At 63.2% G+C, this 14,840-nt stretch carries 29 protein-coding genes; 4 read left to right on the forward strand and 25 right to left on the reverse strand.

Annotated elements, in window-relative coordinates; genetic code table 11:
* Nucleotides 1–143 precede the first annotated feature (143 nt).
* The 23 genes from AB0876_RS28815 to AB0876_RS28925 all read right to left on the reverse strand — a co-directional run bounded on the left by AB0876_RS28815 (nt 144) and on the right by AB0876_RS28925 (nt 11,215).
* Nucleotides 144–308, reverse strand: a complete 165-nt coding sequence (locus tag AB0876_RS28815; RefSeq protein WP_526043588.1) for a zinc finger domain-containing protein — start codon at nt 306–308, stop codon at nt 144–146.
* Nucleotides 301–1,122: a hypothetical protein gene (locus AB0876_RS28820; RefSeq protein ID WP_526043589.1), complete on the reverse strand. Its 822-nt coding sequence runs from the start codon at nt 1,120–1,122 to the stop codon at nt 301–303. The genes AB0876_RS28815 and AB0876_RS28820 overlap by 8 nt, the downstream gene beginning before the upstream one ends.
* Nucleotides 1,115–1,906, reverse strand: coding sequence for an HNH endonuclease (locus AB0876_RS28825; RefSeq protein WP_526043590.1), 792 nt, complete (start codon nt 1,904–1,906; stop codon nt 1,115–1,117). The genes AB0876_RS28820 and AB0876_RS28825 overlap by 8 nt, the downstream gene beginning before the upstream one ends.
* A gap of 115 nt (nt 1,907–2,021) precedes the next feature.
* Nucleotides 2,022–2,216, reverse strand: a complete 195-nt coding sequence (locus tag AB0876_RS28830; protein ID WP_526043591.1) for a hypothetical protein — start codon at nt 2,214–2,216, stop codon at nt 2,022–2,024.
* The gene (locus AB0876_RS28835; protein WP_526043592.1) at nt 2,213–2,407 is read right to left on the reverse strand and encodes a hypothetical protein; all 195 of its coding nucleotides are present in this window, start codon (nt 2,405–2,407) and stop codon (nt 2,213–2,215) included. The genes AB0876_RS28830 and AB0876_RS28835 overlap by 4 nt, the downstream gene beginning before the upstream one ends.
* Nucleotides 2,404–2,868: an XF1762 family protein gene (locus AB0876_RS28840; protein ID WP_526043593.1), complete on the reverse strand. Its 465-nt coding sequence runs from the start codon at nt 2,866–2,868 to the stop codon at nt 2,404–2,406. Before AB0876_RS28840 ends, AB0876_RS28835 begins: the two co-directional genes overlap by 4 nt.
* Before the next feature lie 70 nt (nt 2,869–2,938).
* Complete coding sequence (locus tag AB0876_RS28845) at nt 2,939–3,211, reverse strand: hypothetical protein (protein WP_526043594.1); 273 nt, start codon at nt 3,209–3,211, stop codon at nt 2,939–2,941.
* Nucleotides 3,208–3,432, reverse strand: a complete 225-nt coding sequence (locus tag AB0876_RS28850; protein ID WP_526043595.1) for a hypothetical protein — start codon at nt 3,430–3,432, stop codon at nt 3,208–3,210. Before AB0876_RS28850 ends, AB0876_RS28845 begins: the two co-directional genes overlap by 4 nt.
* A gap of 142 nt (nt 3,433–3,574) precedes the next feature.
* Nucleotides 3,575–4,141: a hypothetical protein gene (locus AB0876_RS28855; protein WP_526043596.1), complete on the reverse strand. Its 567-nt coding sequence runs from the start codon at nt 4,139–4,141 to the stop codon at nt 3,575–3,577.
* Complete coding sequence (locus tag AB0876_RS28860) at nt 4,138–4,965, reverse strand: lambda exonuclease family protein (RefSeq protein WP_526043597.1); 828 nt, start codon at nt 4,963–4,965, stop codon at nt 4,138–4,140. Before AB0876_RS28860 ends, AB0876_RS28855 begins: the two co-directional genes overlap by 4 nt.
* Complete coding sequence (locus AB0876_RS28865) at nt 4,962–5,204, reverse strand: hypothetical protein (protein WP_526043598.1); 243 nt, start codon at nt 5,202–5,204, stop codon at nt 4,962–4,964. The genes AB0876_RS28860 and AB0876_RS28865 overlap by 4 nt, the downstream gene beginning before the upstream one ends.
* A gap of 57 nt (nt 5,205–5,261) precedes the next feature.
* Nucleotides 5,262–5,483 (reverse strand): hypothetical protein, encoded by a 222-nt coding sequence (locus AB0876_RS28870; protein WP_526043599.1) that lies wholly within the window; start codon nt 5,481–5,483, stop codon nt 5,262–5,264.
* Nucleotides 5,480–5,896, reverse strand: a complete 417-nt coding sequence (locus AB0876_RS28875) for a WhiB family transcriptional regulator (RefSeq protein ID WP_526043600.1) — start codon at nt 5,894–5,896, stop codon at nt 5,480–5,482. Before AB0876_RS28875 ends, AB0876_RS28870 begins: the two co-directional genes overlap by 4 nt.
* A complete protein-coding gene (locus tag AB0876_RS28880) occupies nt 5,893–6,468 on the reverse strand; it encodes a hypothetical protein (RefSeq protein WP_526043601.1) in 576 nt (191 codons plus the stop codon). Before AB0876_RS28880 ends, AB0876_RS28875 begins: the two co-directional genes overlap by 4 nt.
* A gap of 158 nt (nt 6,469–6,626) precedes the next feature.
* Nucleotides 6,627–7,055, reverse strand: a complete 429-nt coding sequence (locus AB0876_RS28885) for a hypothetical protein (RefSeq protein WP_526043602.1) — start codon at nt 7,053–7,055, stop codon at nt 6,627–6,629.
* The gene (locus tag AB0876_RS28890; protein WP_526043603.1) at nt 7,052–7,747 is read right to left on the reverse strand and encodes a hypothetical protein; all 696 of its coding nucleotides are present in this window, start codon (nt 7,745–7,747) and stop codon (nt 7,052–7,054) included. The genes AB0876_RS28885 and AB0876_RS28890 overlap by 4 nt, the downstream gene beginning before the upstream one ends.
* Nucleotides 7,744–7,902, reverse strand: a complete 159-nt coding sequence (locus AB0876_RS28895) for a hypothetical protein (RefSeq protein ID WP_526043604.1) — start codon at nt 7,900–7,902, stop codon at nt 7,744–7,746. The genes AB0876_RS28890 and AB0876_RS28895 overlap by 4 nt, the downstream gene beginning before the upstream one ends.
* 65 nt (nt 7,903–7,967) lie before the next feature.
* The gene (locus tag AB0876_RS28900) at nt 7,968–8,360 is read right to left on the reverse strand and encodes a hypothetical protein (RefSeq protein ID WP_526043605.1); all 393 of its coding nucleotides are present in this window, start codon (nt 8,358–8,360) and stop codon (nt 7,968–7,970) included.
* Nucleotides 8,361–8,791: 431 nt separating this feature from the next.
* Entirely contained in the window at nt 8,792–9,292 is a 501-nt protein-coding gene (locus tag AB0876_RS28905) for a hypothetical protein (protein WP_526043606.1), read from the reverse strand.
* Nucleotides 9,289–9,600 (reverse strand): hypothetical protein, encoded by a 312-nt coding sequence (locus AB0876_RS28910; RefSeq protein ID WP_526043607.1) that lies wholly within the window; start codon nt 9,598–9,600, stop codon nt 9,289–9,291. The genes AB0876_RS28905 and AB0876_RS28910 overlap by 4 nt, the downstream gene beginning before the upstream one ends.
* Complete coding sequence (locus AB0876_RS28915; RefSeq protein WP_526043608.1) at nt 9,597–9,824, reverse strand: hypothetical protein; 228 nt, start codon at nt 9,822–9,824, stop codon at nt 9,597–9,599. Before AB0876_RS28915 ends, AB0876_RS28910 begins: the two co-directional genes overlap by 4 nt.
* A 142-nt stretch (nt 9,825–9,966) precedes the next feature.
* Nucleotides 9,967–10,248 (reverse strand): hypothetical protein, encoded by a 282-nt coding sequence (locus AB0876_RS28920; RefSeq protein ID WP_526043609.1) that lies wholly within the window; start codon nt 10,246–10,248, stop codon nt 9,967–9,969.
* An 85-nt stretch (nt 10,249–10,333) separates the two neighbouring features.
* Nucleotides 10,334–11,215, reverse strand: a complete 882-nt coding sequence (locus AB0876_RS28925) for a phage antirepressor KilAC domain-containing protein (RefSeq protein ID WP_526043610.1) — start codon at nt 11,213–11,215, stop codon at nt 10,334–10,336.
* A 143-nt stretch (nt 11,216–11,358) separates the two neighbouring features.
* On the opposite strand from AB0876_RS28925, the gene AB0876_RS28930 reads away from it, so the two are divergent.
* On the forward strand, nt 11,359–11,757 hold the full coding sequence (locus AB0876_RS28930; RefSeq protein WP_526043611.1) for a hypothetical protein: 399 nt from the start codon (nt 11,359–11,361) through the stop codon (nt 11,755–11,757).
* A gap of 14 nt (nt 11,758–11,771) precedes the next feature.
* On the opposite strand, the gene AB0876_RS28935 is transcribed toward AB0876_RS28930, so the two are convergent.
* On the reverse strand, nt 11,772–12,035 hold the full coding sequence (locus AB0876_RS28935; RefSeq protein WP_526043612.1) for a hypothetical protein: 264 nt from the start codon (nt 12,033–12,035) through the stop codon (nt 11,772–11,774).
* A 56-nt stretch (nt 12,036–12,091) separates the two neighbouring features.
* The gene (locus AB0876_RS28940; protein ID WP_526043613.1) at nt 12,092–12,358 is read right to left on the reverse strand and encodes a helix-turn-helix domain-containing protein; all 267 of its coding nucleotides are present in this window, start codon (nt 12,356–12,358) and stop codon (nt 12,092–12,094) included.
* A gap of 262 nt (nt 12,359–12,620) precedes the next feature.
* Here AB0876_RS28940 and AB0876_RS28945 point away from each other — a divergent pair, with 262 nt between their 5' ends.
* The 3 genes from AB0876_RS28945 (at nt 12,621) to AB0876_RS28955 (ending at nt 14,771) form a co-directional block, all read left to right on the forward strand.
* Entirely contained in the window at nt 12,621–13,604 is a 984-nt protein-coding gene (locus tag AB0876_RS28945; RefSeq protein ID WP_526043614.1) for a hypothetical protein, read from the forward strand.
* A 115-nt stretch (nt 13,605–13,719) separates the two neighbouring features.
* Entirely contained in the window at nt 13,720–14,331 is a 612-nt protein-coding gene (locus AB0876_RS28950; RefSeq protein ID WP_526043615.1) for a DUF433 domain-containing protein, read from the forward strand.
* Nucleotides 14,328–14,771: a hypothetical protein gene (locus AB0876_RS28955; protein ID WP_526043616.1), complete on the forward strand. Its 444-nt coding sequence runs from the start codon at nt 14,328–14,330 to the stop codon at nt 14,769–14,771. Before AB0876_RS28950 ends, AB0876_RS28955 begins: the two co-directional genes overlap by 4 nt.
* The last annotated feature ends 69 nt before the right edge of the window (nt 14,772–14,840 follow it).

Consider the following 14,840-nt stretch of genomic DNA (forward strand, 5'->3'; position numbering starts at 1 on the left):
GAAGCAGCAGTGACCGGTGTGTCCTGTGGGTGAGGTTTGGAGCCAGCACTGACAAGGCTCTGATTGCCCCTGTGCCGGATCCAGGGTCCGCACACACGCGGGAGGTGGTTCTGGTGCGTCTCCGTCGATCCTGGGCTGGTCTGTCATGCGGTCCTCCTCGATGCCGTGATGCGTCGGATATGAGCGGGGAACTTCTCGAGTGGCTTTCCGTCGAACCGCACACACGGGGTGTCCGCCGCGACATGGCAGTCCGGGCAAGGAACTTTCAGGGCATCGAGGTAGACAGTGGTCCCGGTCCAGTCAGGCATGGCGTGCCGCCTTGTGGTCACACTTGCGGACCGAGTCATCGAGGGTGATGTCCCCGAACTCGTCACAGATCAGGCAGTCGTCGATCGCCTTCTGGCGCTCGGTCGCCCGCTGCCGCTTCTCCGCGGCCTTCTGACGCTCGAAGTAGTCCGGGTGCGCCTTGTCCCACTCCCGCCGACGCTTGCACGGAAGGCAGGCGCCGCCTTCGTAGTTCGTTTCATGGTCGGGGCATTCGGGGCGGGGGTCCTCCCCAACTGAATTACCTACAGAGGTGAGATGACCTACTACTGGTACTGATCTGGGGGGTTCCGAATGGGATTGGGATGGGTTATCCCCTTCCGATGGGTTAGGGATGGGGTTGCGATGCGGTTCGGATGGGTTTGGATTGGGGTCGATTTCAGCGGCCAGAGCATCAGCATCCGACCGCCTGATCCTCCTGAGCTCCACCGCCAGTTCGTGGCGAATCTTCTCCGACACCACCAGCCGAGCTGACTTGAACGCCGACTTCCACGCGTTCGGCGACTTCACGCTCACCAGCCGCACATACGACCGGATCAGCAGTTCGTCAGTGTCGTAGTCCACGAACAGGAACCGGGCATTCTCCAGCGTCGAGAAGTCGGCCTCGAGTTGGTCGACAGTCAGCTCATTGCAGCCCTTGGCCAGCAGCTCCAGGTAGAGCGTGAGCACGCCGGCGCAATCCAGATCCTTCTGCGACAACACCTGCAGGAACGTGCACTGAGCCAGCCGCGGAAGCGCCTGGAACGCCTTGTCTTTCCTCCACAGCCCCTCGTTTATGAGAGCAGCAGCGTTAGCCATCTAGCGCCGCCTCTCGCACCTGATTGATGCACGAGATGAGCACCGCAGCGGAAGTCACCTGGCAGATGACATCGGCGCAGCCGTAACCGTGCCCGCATTTCTCACCGAGTGAGTCACGCGTGAACTCGGGGCGCGCCTGTTGGGCGAGCGCGACAGCTCCGTCGATGACGGTGTCGAGATCGTCGTGAGTCCAGGTCGTCGCAACCGTCAGAGTGGCGCACGGTTGCGGATCACCCCGGGTGATTTCGGCCGCCCGCTCTTGAATCTTGCGGATGCGTGTCCAGCAGCAGCCGCAGAAGTACCGCCATACGTCATCTGCGCGTGAGTCCATGGCGACCCGAACCAGTTCAAGCAGGTCACCCATCTCAAGACCTGCATCCAGCAGTTGGTCGATGGTTGCGCGCCAACTCGGCGGGCGTGATAGTTCACCTCCTGCCATGCTTGTCCACTGCCCCCACTCGGTGGAGAACTGGGCGTACAGGGCGTCGGATTCAGCTCGGGCGGCAGCACGTTCGTCGGCGGCCTGCTTCATCGCGGCAGCCCACCGCAAGGCGTCGTCGGCCACCGTGTCGACCAGCGGGGCGTCCGGGTTGGATGATGTCTTGCCGGCGTTGCAGTCCTTGCACGCCGCAACCAGGTTGGACGGATCGTCAGACCCGCCCAGCGATACAGGGATGACGTGGTCGACGGTGAGGATCACGTCGGGTGCGGCACCTCCGCAGTAGCGGCAGGTGTGGTTGTCGCGGCGCAGGATCTCGAACCGCAGACGTTTCGATACGGCCATCTAGTCCTCCTTTGGGCTTGGGCAGTCGGGTTTGCATCCTGTATTGGGGTGGCAGCCACAGTCGGGGCATCGGCCGCGTGCGATCAGTTCACGGCGCGGGAAAGGCAACCAGGGCTCACCCATCAGCCACCTCCGGGTTCGGGTTGTGGGTGGTGTCCGGGTGGAACTCGTCAAGACCAGACGGGGTGTAGCTGTCGCCGAGTAGGCAGTGAGGGCACACCGTCCACGGTTTGGCGTGTTCAACAACCACGGTGAACTGGCGGCCGCAGATGCACTCCCTGACTTCGGTTGTTTCGCCGCGTGTGCTCATCGGGCACTCTCTTTCAGGATCTTGTCTGCTTCGCGGCACAACGCCCGGGCTGCGCGTCGTGATTCGATGGCGTCGGTGATGTCGTCCCATCGCATGCACGCCCAGCCGCCGCCATAGATGGCCGCGTTGATGGCGCCGCAGATGACCCAGCCGAGCGGGACGGCAACAGGTTTCGGAAGCTGACGCGTCACGACGCCTCCCAGAGCGTGCGTTGCACGTTGTGTGCGGTGCTGTCGTCGGCTCGCGGACGTGATGGCATGTCCCAGCCGGGGCGGGCGCGACGCTCAGCGACAATGCGCCATCCCGCCGCCCGCAGTGATGAGCCAGATTCGCTGGCGAGGGTGTAGGTGATCAGGCGGCGATAGCCGAGCGCCTTGGCCGCGCGCCACGCGGCGCCGTAGAGCATCGAGTTGGCATTCGGGAATCCGTCTGTGCAGCTGCGCGACACCTCCAGCGTCCACCCGTCATCGAACATCCGAGCAACAGGACGCGACACTATGGCCACACCAACGAGCTTCCCGCCAGCTTCGACTGCCACGGTGAACTTCATTCCGACAGGGGCCTTGTGGTGGCGGTGCTTCCGCCGCACGAACTCGCAGGCCTCGCCGAATGAGATGGGGCACAGATTGAGTCGACTCGCGTCGTCGCTCATCGTCTTGTCCTCCACATTGATCCGTACAGGGCGCGCTGGGTCTGGCACCAACGCACAAACTCAGGACTCATCACGCCACCTCGAAACAGTCGACGCACACAAGCCCAACAGCCCGGCACCGCTTGAACGAGATCCCGCACCGCGAGCAGTACTGACGCTCCAGCCGCAGCGACAGCGACTCCGGTACGCCGTAGCTGTCCCGCCGGCCGGAACGATCCCGGCGTGGCGGCACAGGGGTGTTCAGCAGGTCAGTGATCAAGCGCTCATCCGCGGTGCGCGGTTCGTATCTGCGCGGCGGCCGAACCATGTCGACAGTGACATCGAAGATGCTGACGGCGGTCACGGTGCCACCTCGAACAGATGCTCGTCAGTGATAGGTGTGATCCGCCATGTTTCGACCACTGCGACCCGGTCCTTGATCTTCCCGTAATGCTGCAGGTCATCGAATTCGACAGTCACGAACGGGAATCGACCGTCACGCACAACGGTGGCTGTCCGTTGTCCGCCATCGAGCACCTGGACACGCTGACCTTCGCGGTACTCGGCAGTCGAGGGCTCGCTCACTGCTCCTCCTGGATGTCTGCTCTGTGCCCTACAAGGGCGTGATGCCGGCGAACAAACGCCACGGCGCCGTCTTTGTCGGGGTATTCGGATCGGACGGGGCGGCCGATCTTGCGCGCACACTCAACACAACTCACGATCACCATCACTGCGCCGCCTTGATGGCTGCCTGCCGTTCACTCCACGCCGCCATGAGTGAATCCCTGTGCGCGCCGAGGTTCAGCGTCTTGAGTTCGTCGGCAACCGTTTTCAGGTCGTCCAGGGTCTTCGCCTGAGTGATGCGGACCTGGATCGCCTTGACCTCGTCTGTGGTGATGGAGGCGGGCGCATCGGGCAGGGGTTGCACCGTGTGGTTCTGGCGCCGACCGCGTTGCTTCGTCAGTTTCACAGTGAGCGGCTTGTTTCCGGGCAGATGGCTCATGTGGGAGATCCGAATCCCGCCGACCTCGTCCGGACCGAAGCGAATCGACTCATCGCGATACAGGGTGACGCGGCGGCCGACCCAATCGTCGGACTCATCACCCCATGCGTGCATGAGAAGCCGCAGCATCGTGAGGGGTGGCCTCCATGCCCGCTCTTGGCCTTCTAGCTCGATGTCGTACTTTTGTTCCGCGGACCCGACCCGGACGTCGGAGATGGTGAACGTCTTTGCGCCGCCGATGAAGTCGTCGGCGTTCCATTGGTCGGAGCGTGGTTCGGCTGTGATTTTCATGCGCCCAGCCCCAACAGGTCGATGACTTCGATGCGTTCGGTGGGGTGCAGGCCGACAATGTTCTCGTCGTAGATGCGCATCATTTCGGCGGCGTTGTCCTCGAACATGCGGACGGCGCTGATGATGGCGGCGAACCACTGGGGTTGTGGGTAGACACGTTTCGGATACATGGGCATTCCGCCGCACCAGGACACGTAGTCGATCCACTTGCGGCCCGAAACGAGTAGTGCGCACTGCAGTTGGGCCATGTTCTCAATGGGTACGGCGTCAGCGAGAATCGTGGTGAGCTGCGCCTTCTGCCTTCGACTCTTGATCTCGATCAGGCCGTCATCCCCCACGAGGCCGTCGGGTGAGTAGCCGATTTTGAATTCCCAGTCGTCACGGATCATGAACCCGACTTCGGTCACTGGTGCGTAGTGCTCGGCGTACTTGTCGCGGGCCAGGGGTTCATCGTCGATGCCGCGCTGCATGTCGTCGTTGATGAACGTCGGCTCGGTGAATCCGGTGATGCGTTCAGCGACAAGTAGCGCGGTGAGGCCACGTGAGGTGTCGTTGCTCGCCGGCTCGATGACGGTCGACGAGCTCTGGTTGCGTGCGTACTCGGCGCGCTCAGGGTGCAGCGTCTTGATCGGCGCAAACGGATCACGTAGACCTCGGCATGGATCAATCGCCGCTACACCGCATTTCGGGCAGTCGTAGTCGATCGCGCCGAGCTTCCTTGTGGCGATCAACTGGCCAACCATCGACGCGGTGACGATGCCGCGCCTCTGCTCGTACCACTCTGGCGACCTTTGTTCGAGGTTCGGGAGGATCTGCAGTGTCATTCGTGTACCGCTTTCAGGTTTTGGATGCCGGTCCAGCAGGCGCGGCAGTTGGAGGTAGTGGCGTGTTGGGCGGCTTCTCGTGGCGTGAGGTTGTCGAGTGCCATGTGTGGTGTGTCCCAGAGGTGTTCGGGGATGCCGGTGAGGAGTGGTTCGATGGGTTTGGTGCGTTCGACGGCGGGGCGTTCGAAGCTGGTGCGAGGAGTCCAGAACTTGCGTTCACTCCTGGTCGCTTTCGGCATCCGACACCCCCTGACCAGTGAGGGCGAACCAGTCTTCGTCCGAATACTCGTAGCGCATCACGAGGCGCCCCCAAGCCTGTCCCGCAGGATGTCTCCGAGAAGCCTTGAGGCATCGGCCATGATCTTGTGGGACTCGTCGCACATCGCTGCGATCGATTTGAGTTCGTCAGCGAGGTCGGGCGGGAGTTGGTTGATCCAACCAGCGGGGAACGGCGTGTAGGCGCTGGCTGCACGTTCGGCGGCGTGCTTCCAGGCCGCGATCAGGTCGGCGGCGCTCATATCAGCCGCCTTCTCTTCGCCCGGTACTCACGGTCCCGCCGCAACTCGTTCGTCCGGCGGCACTCTTCGGAGCAGTACCTGTGCCATCCGCCACGTTTGACGAACTCCGCCGAGCACTCGTTGCATTTTGCGAACGCCTTCACGGGTCGCCCAGACTTCAGGCCGGCGCGTTCCTGTTCCGTTAGCGCACCCCAGATCCCGGGTTCTTTCGGATGGTCCAGGGCGTACTGGAGGCACGTTTTCCGGACTTCGCAGCCCACGCATATGGCGCGCGCTTCGATCGTCTGCTCGGGTGGCGCCTTCTTGTCTGGGAACCAAATGTCGGGCGTCTTGGATCCTCTGCAAGCACCTTTCGCTTGCCATGATTCGCGGTTGACGATGCCGATCGCGCCGGCCCCAATGACTCCACTCATGACGCCCTCCTTGGTTCGATGCCGTACCGCCGGAGCTTCGTGTCTAGGGATTGGCGGTGGATGCCTTCACGCTTGGCGATCTGCGCATCCGATAAGCCGAGGTGGTCGCGCATTTCGATGTAGAGCTCGGGGTACGGCGTCTTCTGCTGGCCGTCGAGTTCTGGTGTCTCGTCAGGGTTGTCGATGTCGTCCCATGCCAGGGGTGGCAACCAGCCTTTGGCGGCCGCGCGTACCCGAGTCGCCTGGGACGGTCCAACGGTCATTGCCAGCCGGTCGAACACTTCCCGAACGGAGAACGCGACCTGTGCCGTCACGCCGTCTTGATAGGTCATCGCGCGCACTCGGGATTGGACAACGCCCAACTCCCGGCCGATGAGCTGCTGCGTCCATCCGATGGCCACTAGTGCCTGCAGGCGTCGGCGTGTGCCGATGCCGTTGATGTAGGCGCCGGTTGGGATCAGTTCGGTCGGCACGGGGATGCCGAGAACCTTGGCCTCGGTGGATCGCTGGACTCGCTCGTTGGTTTCGATGAGGCGCTGGCCCCATTTTGAGATGCCGCTCGCCGCGAGCATGTCGATGGTTACGCCCCGGGATCGAAGTAGGGCGAGGCGTTCGCGGGTTCGGTCGACGGGGACGTATCCGCGTAGTGGTGATAGCTGGTAGTGCTTGGAACACAATCCCTGGTCTCTGCCGGGTTTCACGTTGTTGGGGCAGTTGGGCCTGGCGCATTTCATACGGCCATCCCCTTGCCGGCGTTGCGGGCTTGCTGGCCGGCGAGCTGCAGCAACGGCCACCACTGGGAGCACTGCGAGGACACGGTCGCGTTCACCACATCCACCGCGTCATCGAGAGCGAAATGGCCTGTGTTGGCGACTCCTTGGACTACCCCGTACACGCCGCCGGTTGTGGGGTAGGTGGCGATGGTGTCGCAGATGATCCAGCCGTAGTCGTTGACGTAGAGGGTTTCGCCGGGTGTGAGGTAGCCGTCTGCTTTGGCGTGGGGTGGGTTGAGCAGTGGGATGAGTGCGAGGCTGGCGATGAGCAGGGGCGCGAACACCCAGTCGCGGAGGCGGGGTTTCGGTTCCACCCGTTGCGCGTCCTCGACGAGACGGCGAGTGTCGTGCGGGCACCAAACGGGGCGCGGCCTCGGGGCGGTCATGCTGGCACCTTCGCGGCCGTACGGCTGGTGGGCTTCTTCGCCCGCGGCTTCCTCGCCGTCGGGGTGGTCTTCTGCGGCTCCCGAAGCCATTCCGGTGCCGCCCAATCCATCGACACCTCGTCTGGCATCCGAACCGGCATGACCAGGCCGACAAAGCTGTCACCGACCGACACCCTGATCGGCTTCGCGTGCCCGAAGAAGTGCATTCGCATCCGCGATGCCCGCGCGCCCTGCAGCCGGGCGAACTTCGCCACCAGTTGCGGGTTGACGTCCATCGCCTTCGACGGCTCGCAATCCGGCACCGAGTCCAACAGCTTCAGCCATGCTGTGTGCGCGCCGCGTTCCACTTCAGCGGGCAGGGTGAGGGTTTCGCCGCTGCTGAACGCGACTTTCACCTGCTTGTCGTCGGCGTCGATCGCGACCGTCGAGAAGCACTGTTTGCCCGCGCCGGCCAGTTGGGTGATCGTCTTGACCTGCCGCAGCGACAAGGCCGCGAGGAACTGTCCCGGTTCGTCGAGTTCGGTCTTGGATGCACCCAAGACGAATCGGTCGGTCGCAACTGCGACCAGTTGCCCGCCGCGCGCTTCCACGTGCACCGCGTTGACCACCGGAATGTCTGGGCTGCCATGGGCGAACAGCGCCGCCTCTTTCAGGACGCGTACCAGCTCGTTGGTCTGCAGTTTGATGGTCATGCTGCCACCTCGGACCTGGCTGCGGGGAGTTCGTCGCACAGGGCTTCCATCAGCTCGATCGCGGAATCGACCAGCGGGCAGTCGATCGAGTGAGCCTCGTTCAGCAGCGCGATAGCCCTTGTGAGCCTCGTGTCGGATAGAGTGGGTTCTGGCATTTCCTTCTCCTTCTTGGGTTGTGATGCTTGGCCTCGCCGGATGCACCCCGGCGAGGCCGATTTACTTACTGCTCGATGTCGCGGAACATGGCCGCGCGTGACTGCAGGTCTTCGATCAGGTACCGATGGGTGATCGGGTACGCCACGTTGATCACTTCCGCTGCGCTGGACAGCAGTTCGGACGTTGGGCGTTCCCCCGGGGCAGGTGTGGACACCGCCCCGGGGTCAGACTTGCGGGAACCAAGCTCCTCGCCGCACACCGTCACGAGGTGGTAGCAGTCCAGGCCATCGTTCGGATGACACAGGTACTGCGGCGACCCGCCCATCGGCCAGCGGGTTCCGAATTCCCGCAGATGCCTTTCGGTGCCGCAGTGGTCGCACCGTCCGGTGGTTGGTTGCCCTGACCCGACCGTCGAGGGAATGACGGAATTCGGGTCAGGGCCTTCGCCACCCACCACGCTGTGAGCGTTGGGGACAGTGGGTGACGGGTCTGCCGCTGCGCTGACGGCGGCAGAAGCTTTCAGGCCCTCGCCATGCTGCGGGCACTCAGGATTCCAATCCCAACCGCACGCAGGCTCGTGGCTGATCCCAGGGACACCGCTGCAACCGCCGCAGTCGCCGTGTCCTACCCAGCAGATGCACTCGCCAACCTCGCGGCACCAGGGACATTCAGCAGCAGTCGCATACCCGGCCCCGCAAGCACACTGACGCACCTCGGACTCGCACGCGTCGGCTTCGTCGCAAATCTCATCCTCAACCGCAACGGCCGCTGACTCCCACGCCTGTAGCCTGTCCTCCGCCGTATGGTCACGCGGACACAGGATCTCGGCAGCAAGAGTCAAACCATCACCGAACGCCTTGCCGACAGCAGCGACAACATCCACAGGGTTCATCGGTCAGCCTCCAGTGCGGCGAGGACCTTGTGCGCGTACAGCGGGCCGTGCAAGGGGTCGGAGGCCATGTCCCGAACCCGTTCGATGCGTGCGGCGAGATCGTCGCCGCGCAGTACCCACTCGGCATAGGGGCGGCCATGCTGCGGGCACTCCTCACTCGGGCCGTACAGCGGCGATTCGGGGTCGTGGTCGCACAGGCACGTTCCAAGCCGCTCCCGCAGCCGCTCGACCTCGGCGACCAGCTCGGGCACGAGAGTTCGCGCCTGGGCGATGAACTCGGCATCGGCGGTATTCACATGCAGGTCCGAGGCGTCGTAACCACTGCTGGTGATCACTTCGTCATCACCCGACATAAGGTCTGGGCCGTGATCGGTCCACTGCGTGCCGTGCGGGCACTTGCGCTCGGCGGCGTCGGAGAACTCGTCTCCGTCCCACGTCCACGGTCCCCCGGTCACACCGGCCAGCACGCTCTTGGCGCGCTCCACAACGTCGCTCATGACGCCACCTCGCACCGATGCGCCTCGTACTCCTCGACAAGTGCCTGGAGGCGGGCGTTCTCGTCATCCGCCCTCGCCGCCAACACCAACGCCTCGTCCCGGGCCTCCTCCGCATCCCGCGCCGCACGAGCCCAGTGATCCAACTCCCGCGCATACCAACCGAACACGTCGTTCTGCAGCACCCGCGTCAGGCCAGCGATGTTCGCAATCACGGTGCGCTGGTCGTCGGTGTCAGCATTGGCGTAGTAGCGGTCCACCAACTCCCGGAACCGCCGCACCGCCATTTCGGCCTCAGGAAAAGTGCTCATCGGTCCAGCTCCTCGGTGGTGTAGATCAACTTGGCGAGGTCGTCGAGGATGCGCCACGGTCCGACTTCGACACTTCCCTCGTAGAACCTGAGCAACTCCTGGTACTTCTCACGGATCGGCATCAACGCCTCACGAGAAGCAGCGACAGCGAGCGCTTTCCAGCCATCCCGCAGCCCGTCTGCTTCCCAGGCCCGTTGCGCGGCTTCGATTGCGGGATCAGCCATCACTCGCCGCCCATCTCACCGACAGGCATCGGACGACCCGTCACATGCGCGCCATACGAAGCACACGCAGGACAATCACGCACACGCACCGACTGGGCCTTGAACCCGTTGCCGCACCGCTGACAAAGCCAGGAGAACCAGATCACGCCGACCTCACAATCCGCGCATGGCTACGCCGCGACAAACCCTCAACCAACGGCGTCGACAACTCCGGCTCCGACTCCACCACAACAGGCTTCGCCGGCGACTCCCCCTCCAACCACGCCTCAATGTGCTTATCCGTCATCACCCACACACCGCGGCTGAGTTCCTTACCCGGGATCTCCCCCGCAGCCAGGCGCTCCTTCAACCAACGCACCGGGTTCTTCCACTCCTTCGGAAGATGCGCAGCCGCAACAGCTTCCAACGTGTGAGACGTGATCACTTCGACCCCCTCGGGCTCGACTCGTACACAGGACGTTTCGGCTTCGGCCAATGCTGAATCGCCGGCCGGGGCACAGAGTGGAAGGTCACGAGGCGGCCACCAGTGCGAGCTGCCCGGTACCCCCGAGACGCTTGTGCAGTTCGGCCAACCCCTTCGGCGTGATCCGCACCGTGGGTTCCCCGTTGACCAGCTCGCCGCGGCCCTCATGCCAGAACGGCTTGCCGACCTTCTCAGCCAGGCGGCCCGTGTCGAGCTGCGTCCTGTACGCCTTCCAGCGGCGGTCGCGGCGGAACACCCACTCGAGACCGGCCATGAACGCGAATAGCGCGCGTTCCTTGATGTCGATTGCGGGGTCGCGACTGAGCACCTTGGCGGCGTCGGACACCGAGTAGTCTCCAGCGGCTTCCGCGAGTTCGTTCCACGCCGATGCGGGCGGCGTGAGCGCTCGAACCTGAGACTCGGCGCGGTCGGCGCGGTCCTCGGCCTCGATAACCCACTGGGCCAGTTCCCGCTTCGACGGCAGCGCTGCCGCCTCGGGCTGCGCTGGATACCGCGAGTAGGAACCCGTCTTGCGAATCGCGGGCAGTACTTCGCTGGTGATCCAGCGGCGGAACTTCATCGCCTCCGGCTTGTCGGATCGGATCACGGCCTCGTACATGCCGGACTCGTCGACGAGCGTGACCATCCGCATCTGGCCGCCAGACCTGATATCCGTCTGGCGGATACCAGCTCCGGTACGGCTCAGCCGATCGGCGACATTGCCGACGTTGCCGATCTCGATCGCACGGCAGATGTCCGAGAGGACGAACCACGGATCGCCGTCGATGACCACCGCTCGGCAGATGCGGTCACCGAACGCGAACGACAGCGGTTCGGGATCGTGACCCCACCCGCGCACCTGCGAGGTGCGCTCCAGTGCGGCGAATGTGCCCGAGACGCCGCCGGGGTCAGGGATGCCGGCGCTCACTGGTCACCACCGTCAGTGGTGTCCGCCGACCGCGAGAACCCCGCGGCGCGTCGGGCCCACGCCTTACGCTGCAGCCACCGCGACGGCAAGGAGATCGCCGCGGCTACATAACGGGTTAGCCGCCCGTGCAACGTAAGGAGACTGTGGTGGGTTCGATCATTTATGGCGGTGCCGAGATCTATGAGGGCCCCAACAGCCAGCTCGTGTACATCGATGCCATCACCCGGCGCGTGTTCGAGCTGGGACTGGGTTTCGCCCTCGTGTTCACCGTTGACAACGAGCGTTCGGCCCGATCGATCTGGATGTCGCCGAATGTGCCCCTTGAGTTCCGGTACGACGACTACGAGACGATCGAGATTTCCGGCGAGGGCGTTAAAGCTATTGCGGCGGAGGTTATCCGGAAACGGAAGTTCGTGCTGTGCTCTCCGGCCGTGCAACCGTTCCGGATCATCAACGACCGCGGGGCCCGCGAGGACGAACTGCTGGAGCTGCATCGAGCGGCCGAACGGGAGCGCGACCGCGAGGCTGCTGGGACGGCGTAGGACACCGGCCGCGGTCACGCTTCACCGCCGAGGAACTTGACCACCGGCAGCTCGGTGCGGCGGAAGGTGAAGCCGCGGCGCGGCGCGTTCGAGCGGGCCTGCCGGATCAGTGCGGCGGTGTTGCCGCGGCGGGCCCGCCTGGCGTCACGGTTCTTCGCGCGCCTGCCGGCGACCACTACCGGGTCGACCGTGCCCTGATAGATGGGCTTGGACTGCAGCCCGAGCAGGATGGCGCGCTCGTAGTTGGTCGGTTCGTTGATACGGTTGGTGTCTGACACGGAGGTACCTCTCTGTTGTCGGTGGCCTCACCCGTTCCCGCGGGTGGGGCCTTTTGTTATGCGGCTGTCGACTTCCCCGACTTGCCGCTTGGGCGCTCAGCACTTGTCAGTCGCTCCTCGAAAAGCACATCGGTCGGGACGCCGAGGGCATCCGCGATGCGATCCGCGGTCTGCGGTGTGCAACTGGTCTCACGGCCAGCAGTGAGGTGGTTGATGAAGCTCGGATGTTTCCCCGCGGCGCGGGCGAGCTTTCGACCGGACATGCGCTTGTCGGGCTCGGGTCCGACGAACGCCCGAAGTAGTTCCGCGCTGCGCAGTCGCATCCACGTTCCCTTCGGTCGTCTCTTGAATCGTGTAACCGTGCTCGCCATCTCTGGCTCACTCTCCAATCATCCAGTGCTAGGCGCCTACTTGTCAAGCGCGACTTGTCGAGTATGCGCCTACTAGTAGGCGGGACGCAAGTGGACTACACATATGTAATTCCGCAGCCAGTGGCTTTCATGGATGATTGGCACGACAAGTCAGTAGGCACCTAGCCGCTATGAGCCTTTGCCATACGGGTAGGCGGCATGGAAGGCGTTGGGATTGCCAGACGAACAAGCGGCGACGAACGATCAGTCCGTGCCCAACCTTCAACAGCTCATCACTGAGCAGAAGAACCTCCGCAATCGCTCCTATGGCGATTACGAGCGGATGGCCGGGTACGTCATATCCCGCCAGCGCTGGCAACAGCTCGGCACAGGTGCACGCATCAAGGAGTTCAGTGAGCCGGCCACCATCAAAGCGATGGCCGAAGCTCTAGAGGTCGATGTGGCAGTAGTCGTCTTGGCGATGGCCAAGAGTCTTGGACTGCCCATTGAGTCGGGAGTGGCTCAGTCCGACCTGGCGGTCATGCTGCCGCCATCGGCCCGAAAACTCACACCCGAACAACGTGATGCGGTCGTGCGCCTAGTTCGAGTTTTCACGCCAGAGGAAGACGAACACTATGCCGATCAACCAGATATCACCTCTGATTCGTCCACGCCGGCGGGAGCATCGGGCAAAGCGAACGAAGGCAAGGAGGCTGGAGCGGTAGCGGGTGGTTCTCGACTGGACATCGCGTTCGGAGCATCGACCGAGAAGCTGTTCTCAGATGCCGAAGAACAGGTGATGGCCGACTCCACTAGGACACTCCGGGAACTGTTTCGACTCCTCGGAACTATCGATCCATCGTTCGATCTGGCCGCAGAACTTGACACCCTCCATCGTGAGCTGGGGCCTATTCGCGATACGCCGACCGGCATGGTTGGGATCCTTAAGGGCGAAGCCGAACTGCTGCGGCGGGCACGGGACTCAATGTTGGCGTACGTCGACGCCGCCGAAATGAACAACACGATCGCCGAGGTCGAGGCCACGACGATTCGCAACATGCTCGCCCAGGTCGAAGGGCACCTACGTGCATATCCGCCGGCCTATGTGGGCAATGTTGTTCGGCCGGTGATTTGGGGCCAGAGTCCCCCACCGCCAACGTTCGATGAGGCGGACGCGGCATCGCAGGGATACAAGCAGTCCGATGATGAGGACCAGTGAGTACCAATGCGTCCAAGTGAGTACCAGTGAGTCCGAATGACGTTGTGTGAGCACCATGGGACACTCAAAACTGGTTGGACCGGCTGGGTCCGAAACGGAAAGGAGGTGATCTGACATGGCATTCCCAGTCGAGTTGACCGTTGCACTTACTGGCGCCACCCGAGCCCAGCTCGCGACCTGGCGCCGGCCGCCAGTGCTACTCGCGCCCGAGCATGGATCGAAGCCTGTTGCTCTCTACTCCTTCCGTGACCTCACGGCGTTGCGGATGCTGTCTTACATCCGTGCGAAAACCTCGCTGCAGCGAATTCGGGTTGCAATGGACACCTTGGAGCGGTTCAACTACACCGACCACCCGTCGGCTTACAAGTTGGTGACGGACGGCGATTCCATCTTCTTGATGGAAGATGACCGGGCAATCGACCTGGTAAAGATCCCAGGGCAGGTAGTTATCGCGGGCTTGGAGCAGGTCTTCGAACCGTTCCGCAATTTCAAGGACAAGCCAGTGAGCGCTTTCTTGCGTCCACGTCACGAAGTCGACTTGGAGCCCGGTCGCATGGGAGGTTGGCCCTGCATCCGCGGCACCCGGGTTGGATATGACACTGTCGCCAGCCTGCAGCGTGGGCCGCGCGGCGTTCCAGCGTGCGAGGTGCACAACTTCTTCCCTGGCGTCTCTGAAGCTGCGGCCACAGATGCTCTCGATTGGGACGACGAGGTACGGGCCTCGTGAAGATCTATGTCGATGAAAATGAGTCACCGTACTTCGTTGAGCACGTGAACCGGATCTATGGATCCCTCGGCGCCACACTTCACACCCCTCAGCAGGAGGGACTACTTGGGCTCAAGGACATTCCCCTGTTTGAGCAACTTCAAGCGCGAGAGTTCAGTGGCCTTATCACGCGAGACCGGCAACAGCTTCGCCGGATCGATCCCGAGACAAATCAGAGCGAGGCAGACAAGCTCCACGAGTGCGGATTGCACTGGATTGGGCACACCGCACCGAGCGCTGAGGGTGTCGACCTGATTGCTGAACTGACCGCGCTCTATCTGTCGAACTGGTCAGCGCTGATTGATCGGATGCGCCTGCTCACTAGTCCATCAGCGATGGAGATCAAACGCAGCTCGCAGGCGGTAGTGAAGGCTTTTCCACTGCGGCGAGAACGCAAATAACACGCGTGTAGTTCCAGGTCAAGGGTCATTTCCGATTCAACCACTTGTCGGTGGCAACAGTTAGCTTCT

This window comes from Mycobacterium sp. NPDC049093, from assembly GCF_040704635.1.
Taxonomy (GTDB): Bacteria; Actinomycetota; Actinomycetes; order Mycobacteriales; family Mycobacteriaceae; genus Mycobacterium.

What these genes read in the sequence shown, in the direction of transcription:
- AB0876_RS28815 (WP_526043588.1), bottom strand. Translation starts at nt 308, where the DNA reads ATGCCTGACTGGACCGGGACCACTGTCTACCTCGATGCCCTGAAAGTT.
- AB0876_RS28820 (WP_526043589.1), bottom strand. Translation starts at nt 1,122, where the DNA reads ATGGCTAACGCTGCTGCTCTCATAAACGAGGGGCTGTGGAGGAAAGAC.
- AB0876_RS28825 (WP_526043590.1), bottom strand. Translation starts at nt 1,906, where the DNA reads ATGGCCGTATCGAAACGTCTGCGGTTCGAGATCCTGCGCCGCGACAAC.
- AB0876_RS28830 (WP_526043591.1), bottom strand. Translation starts at nt 2,216, where the DNA reads ATGAGCACACGCGGCGAAACAACCGAAGTCAGGGAGTGCATCTGCGGC.
- AB0876_RS28840 (WP_526043593.1), bottom strand. Translation starts at nt 2,868, where the DNA reads ATGAGCGACGACGCGAGTCGACTCAATCTGTGCCCCATCTCATTCGGC.
- AB0876_RS28855 (WP_526043596.1), bottom strand. Translation starts at nt 4,141, where the DNA reads ATGAAAATCACAGCCGAACCACGCTCCGACCAATGGAACGCCGACGAC.
- AB0876_RS28860 (WP_526043597.1), bottom strand. Translation starts at nt 4,965, where the DNA reads ATGACACTGCAGATCCTCCCGAACCTCGAACAAAGGTCGCCAGAGTGG.
- AB0876_RS28865 (WP_526043598.1), bottom strand. Translation starts at nt 5,204, where the DNA reads ATGCCGAAAGCGACCAGGAGTGAACGCAAGTTCTGGACTCCTCGCACC.
- AB0876_RS28870 (WP_526043599.1), bottom strand. Translation starts at nt 5,483, where the DNA reads ATGAGCGCCGCCGACCTGATCGCGGCCTGGAAGCACGCCGCCGAACGT.
- AB0876_RS28875 (WP_526043600.1), bottom strand. Translation starts at nt 5,896, where the DNA reads ATGAGTGGAGTCATTGGGGCCGGCGCGATCGGCATCGTCAACCGCGAA.
- AB0876_RS28880 (WP_526043601.1), bottom strand. Translation starts at nt 6,468, where the DNA reads ATGCTCGCGGCGAGCGGCATCTCAAAATGGGGCCAGCGCCTCATCGAA.
- AB0876_RS28885 (WP_526043602.1), bottom strand. Translation starts at nt 7,055, where the DNA reads ATGACCGCCCCGAGGCCGCGCCCCGTTTGGTGCCCGCACGACACTCGC.
- AB0876_RS28890 (WP_526043603.1), bottom strand. Translation starts at nt 7,747, where the DNA reads ATGACCATCAAACTGCAGACCAACGAGCTGGTACGCGTCCTGAAAGAG.
- AB0876_RS28895 (WP_526043604.1), bottom strand. Translation starts at nt 7,902, where the DNA reads ATGCCAGAACCCACTCTATCCGACACGAGGCTCACAAGGGCTATCGCG.
- AB0876_RS28905 (WP_526043606.1), bottom strand. Translation starts at nt 9,292, where the DNA reads ATGAGCGACGTTGTGGAGCGCGCCAAGAGCGTGCTGGCCGGTGTGACC.
- AB0876_RS28910 (WP_526043607.1), bottom strand. Translation starts at nt 9,600, where the DNA reads ATGAGCACTTTTCCTGAGGCCGAAATGGCGGTGCGGCGGTTCCGGGAG.
- AB0876_RS28915 (WP_526043608.1), bottom strand. Translation starts at nt 9,824, where the DNA reads ATGGCTGATCCCGCAATCGAAGCCGCGCAACGGGCCTGGGAAGCAGAC.
- AB0876_RS28940 (WP_526043613.1), bottom strand. Translation starts at nt 12,358, where the DNA reads ATGCGACTGCGCAGCGCGGAACTACTTCGGGCGTTCGTCGGACCCGAG.
- AB0876_RS28950 (WP_526043615.1), top strand. Translation starts at nt 13,720, where the DNA reads ATGGCATTCCCAGTCGAGTTGACCGTTGCACTTACTGGCGCCACCCGA.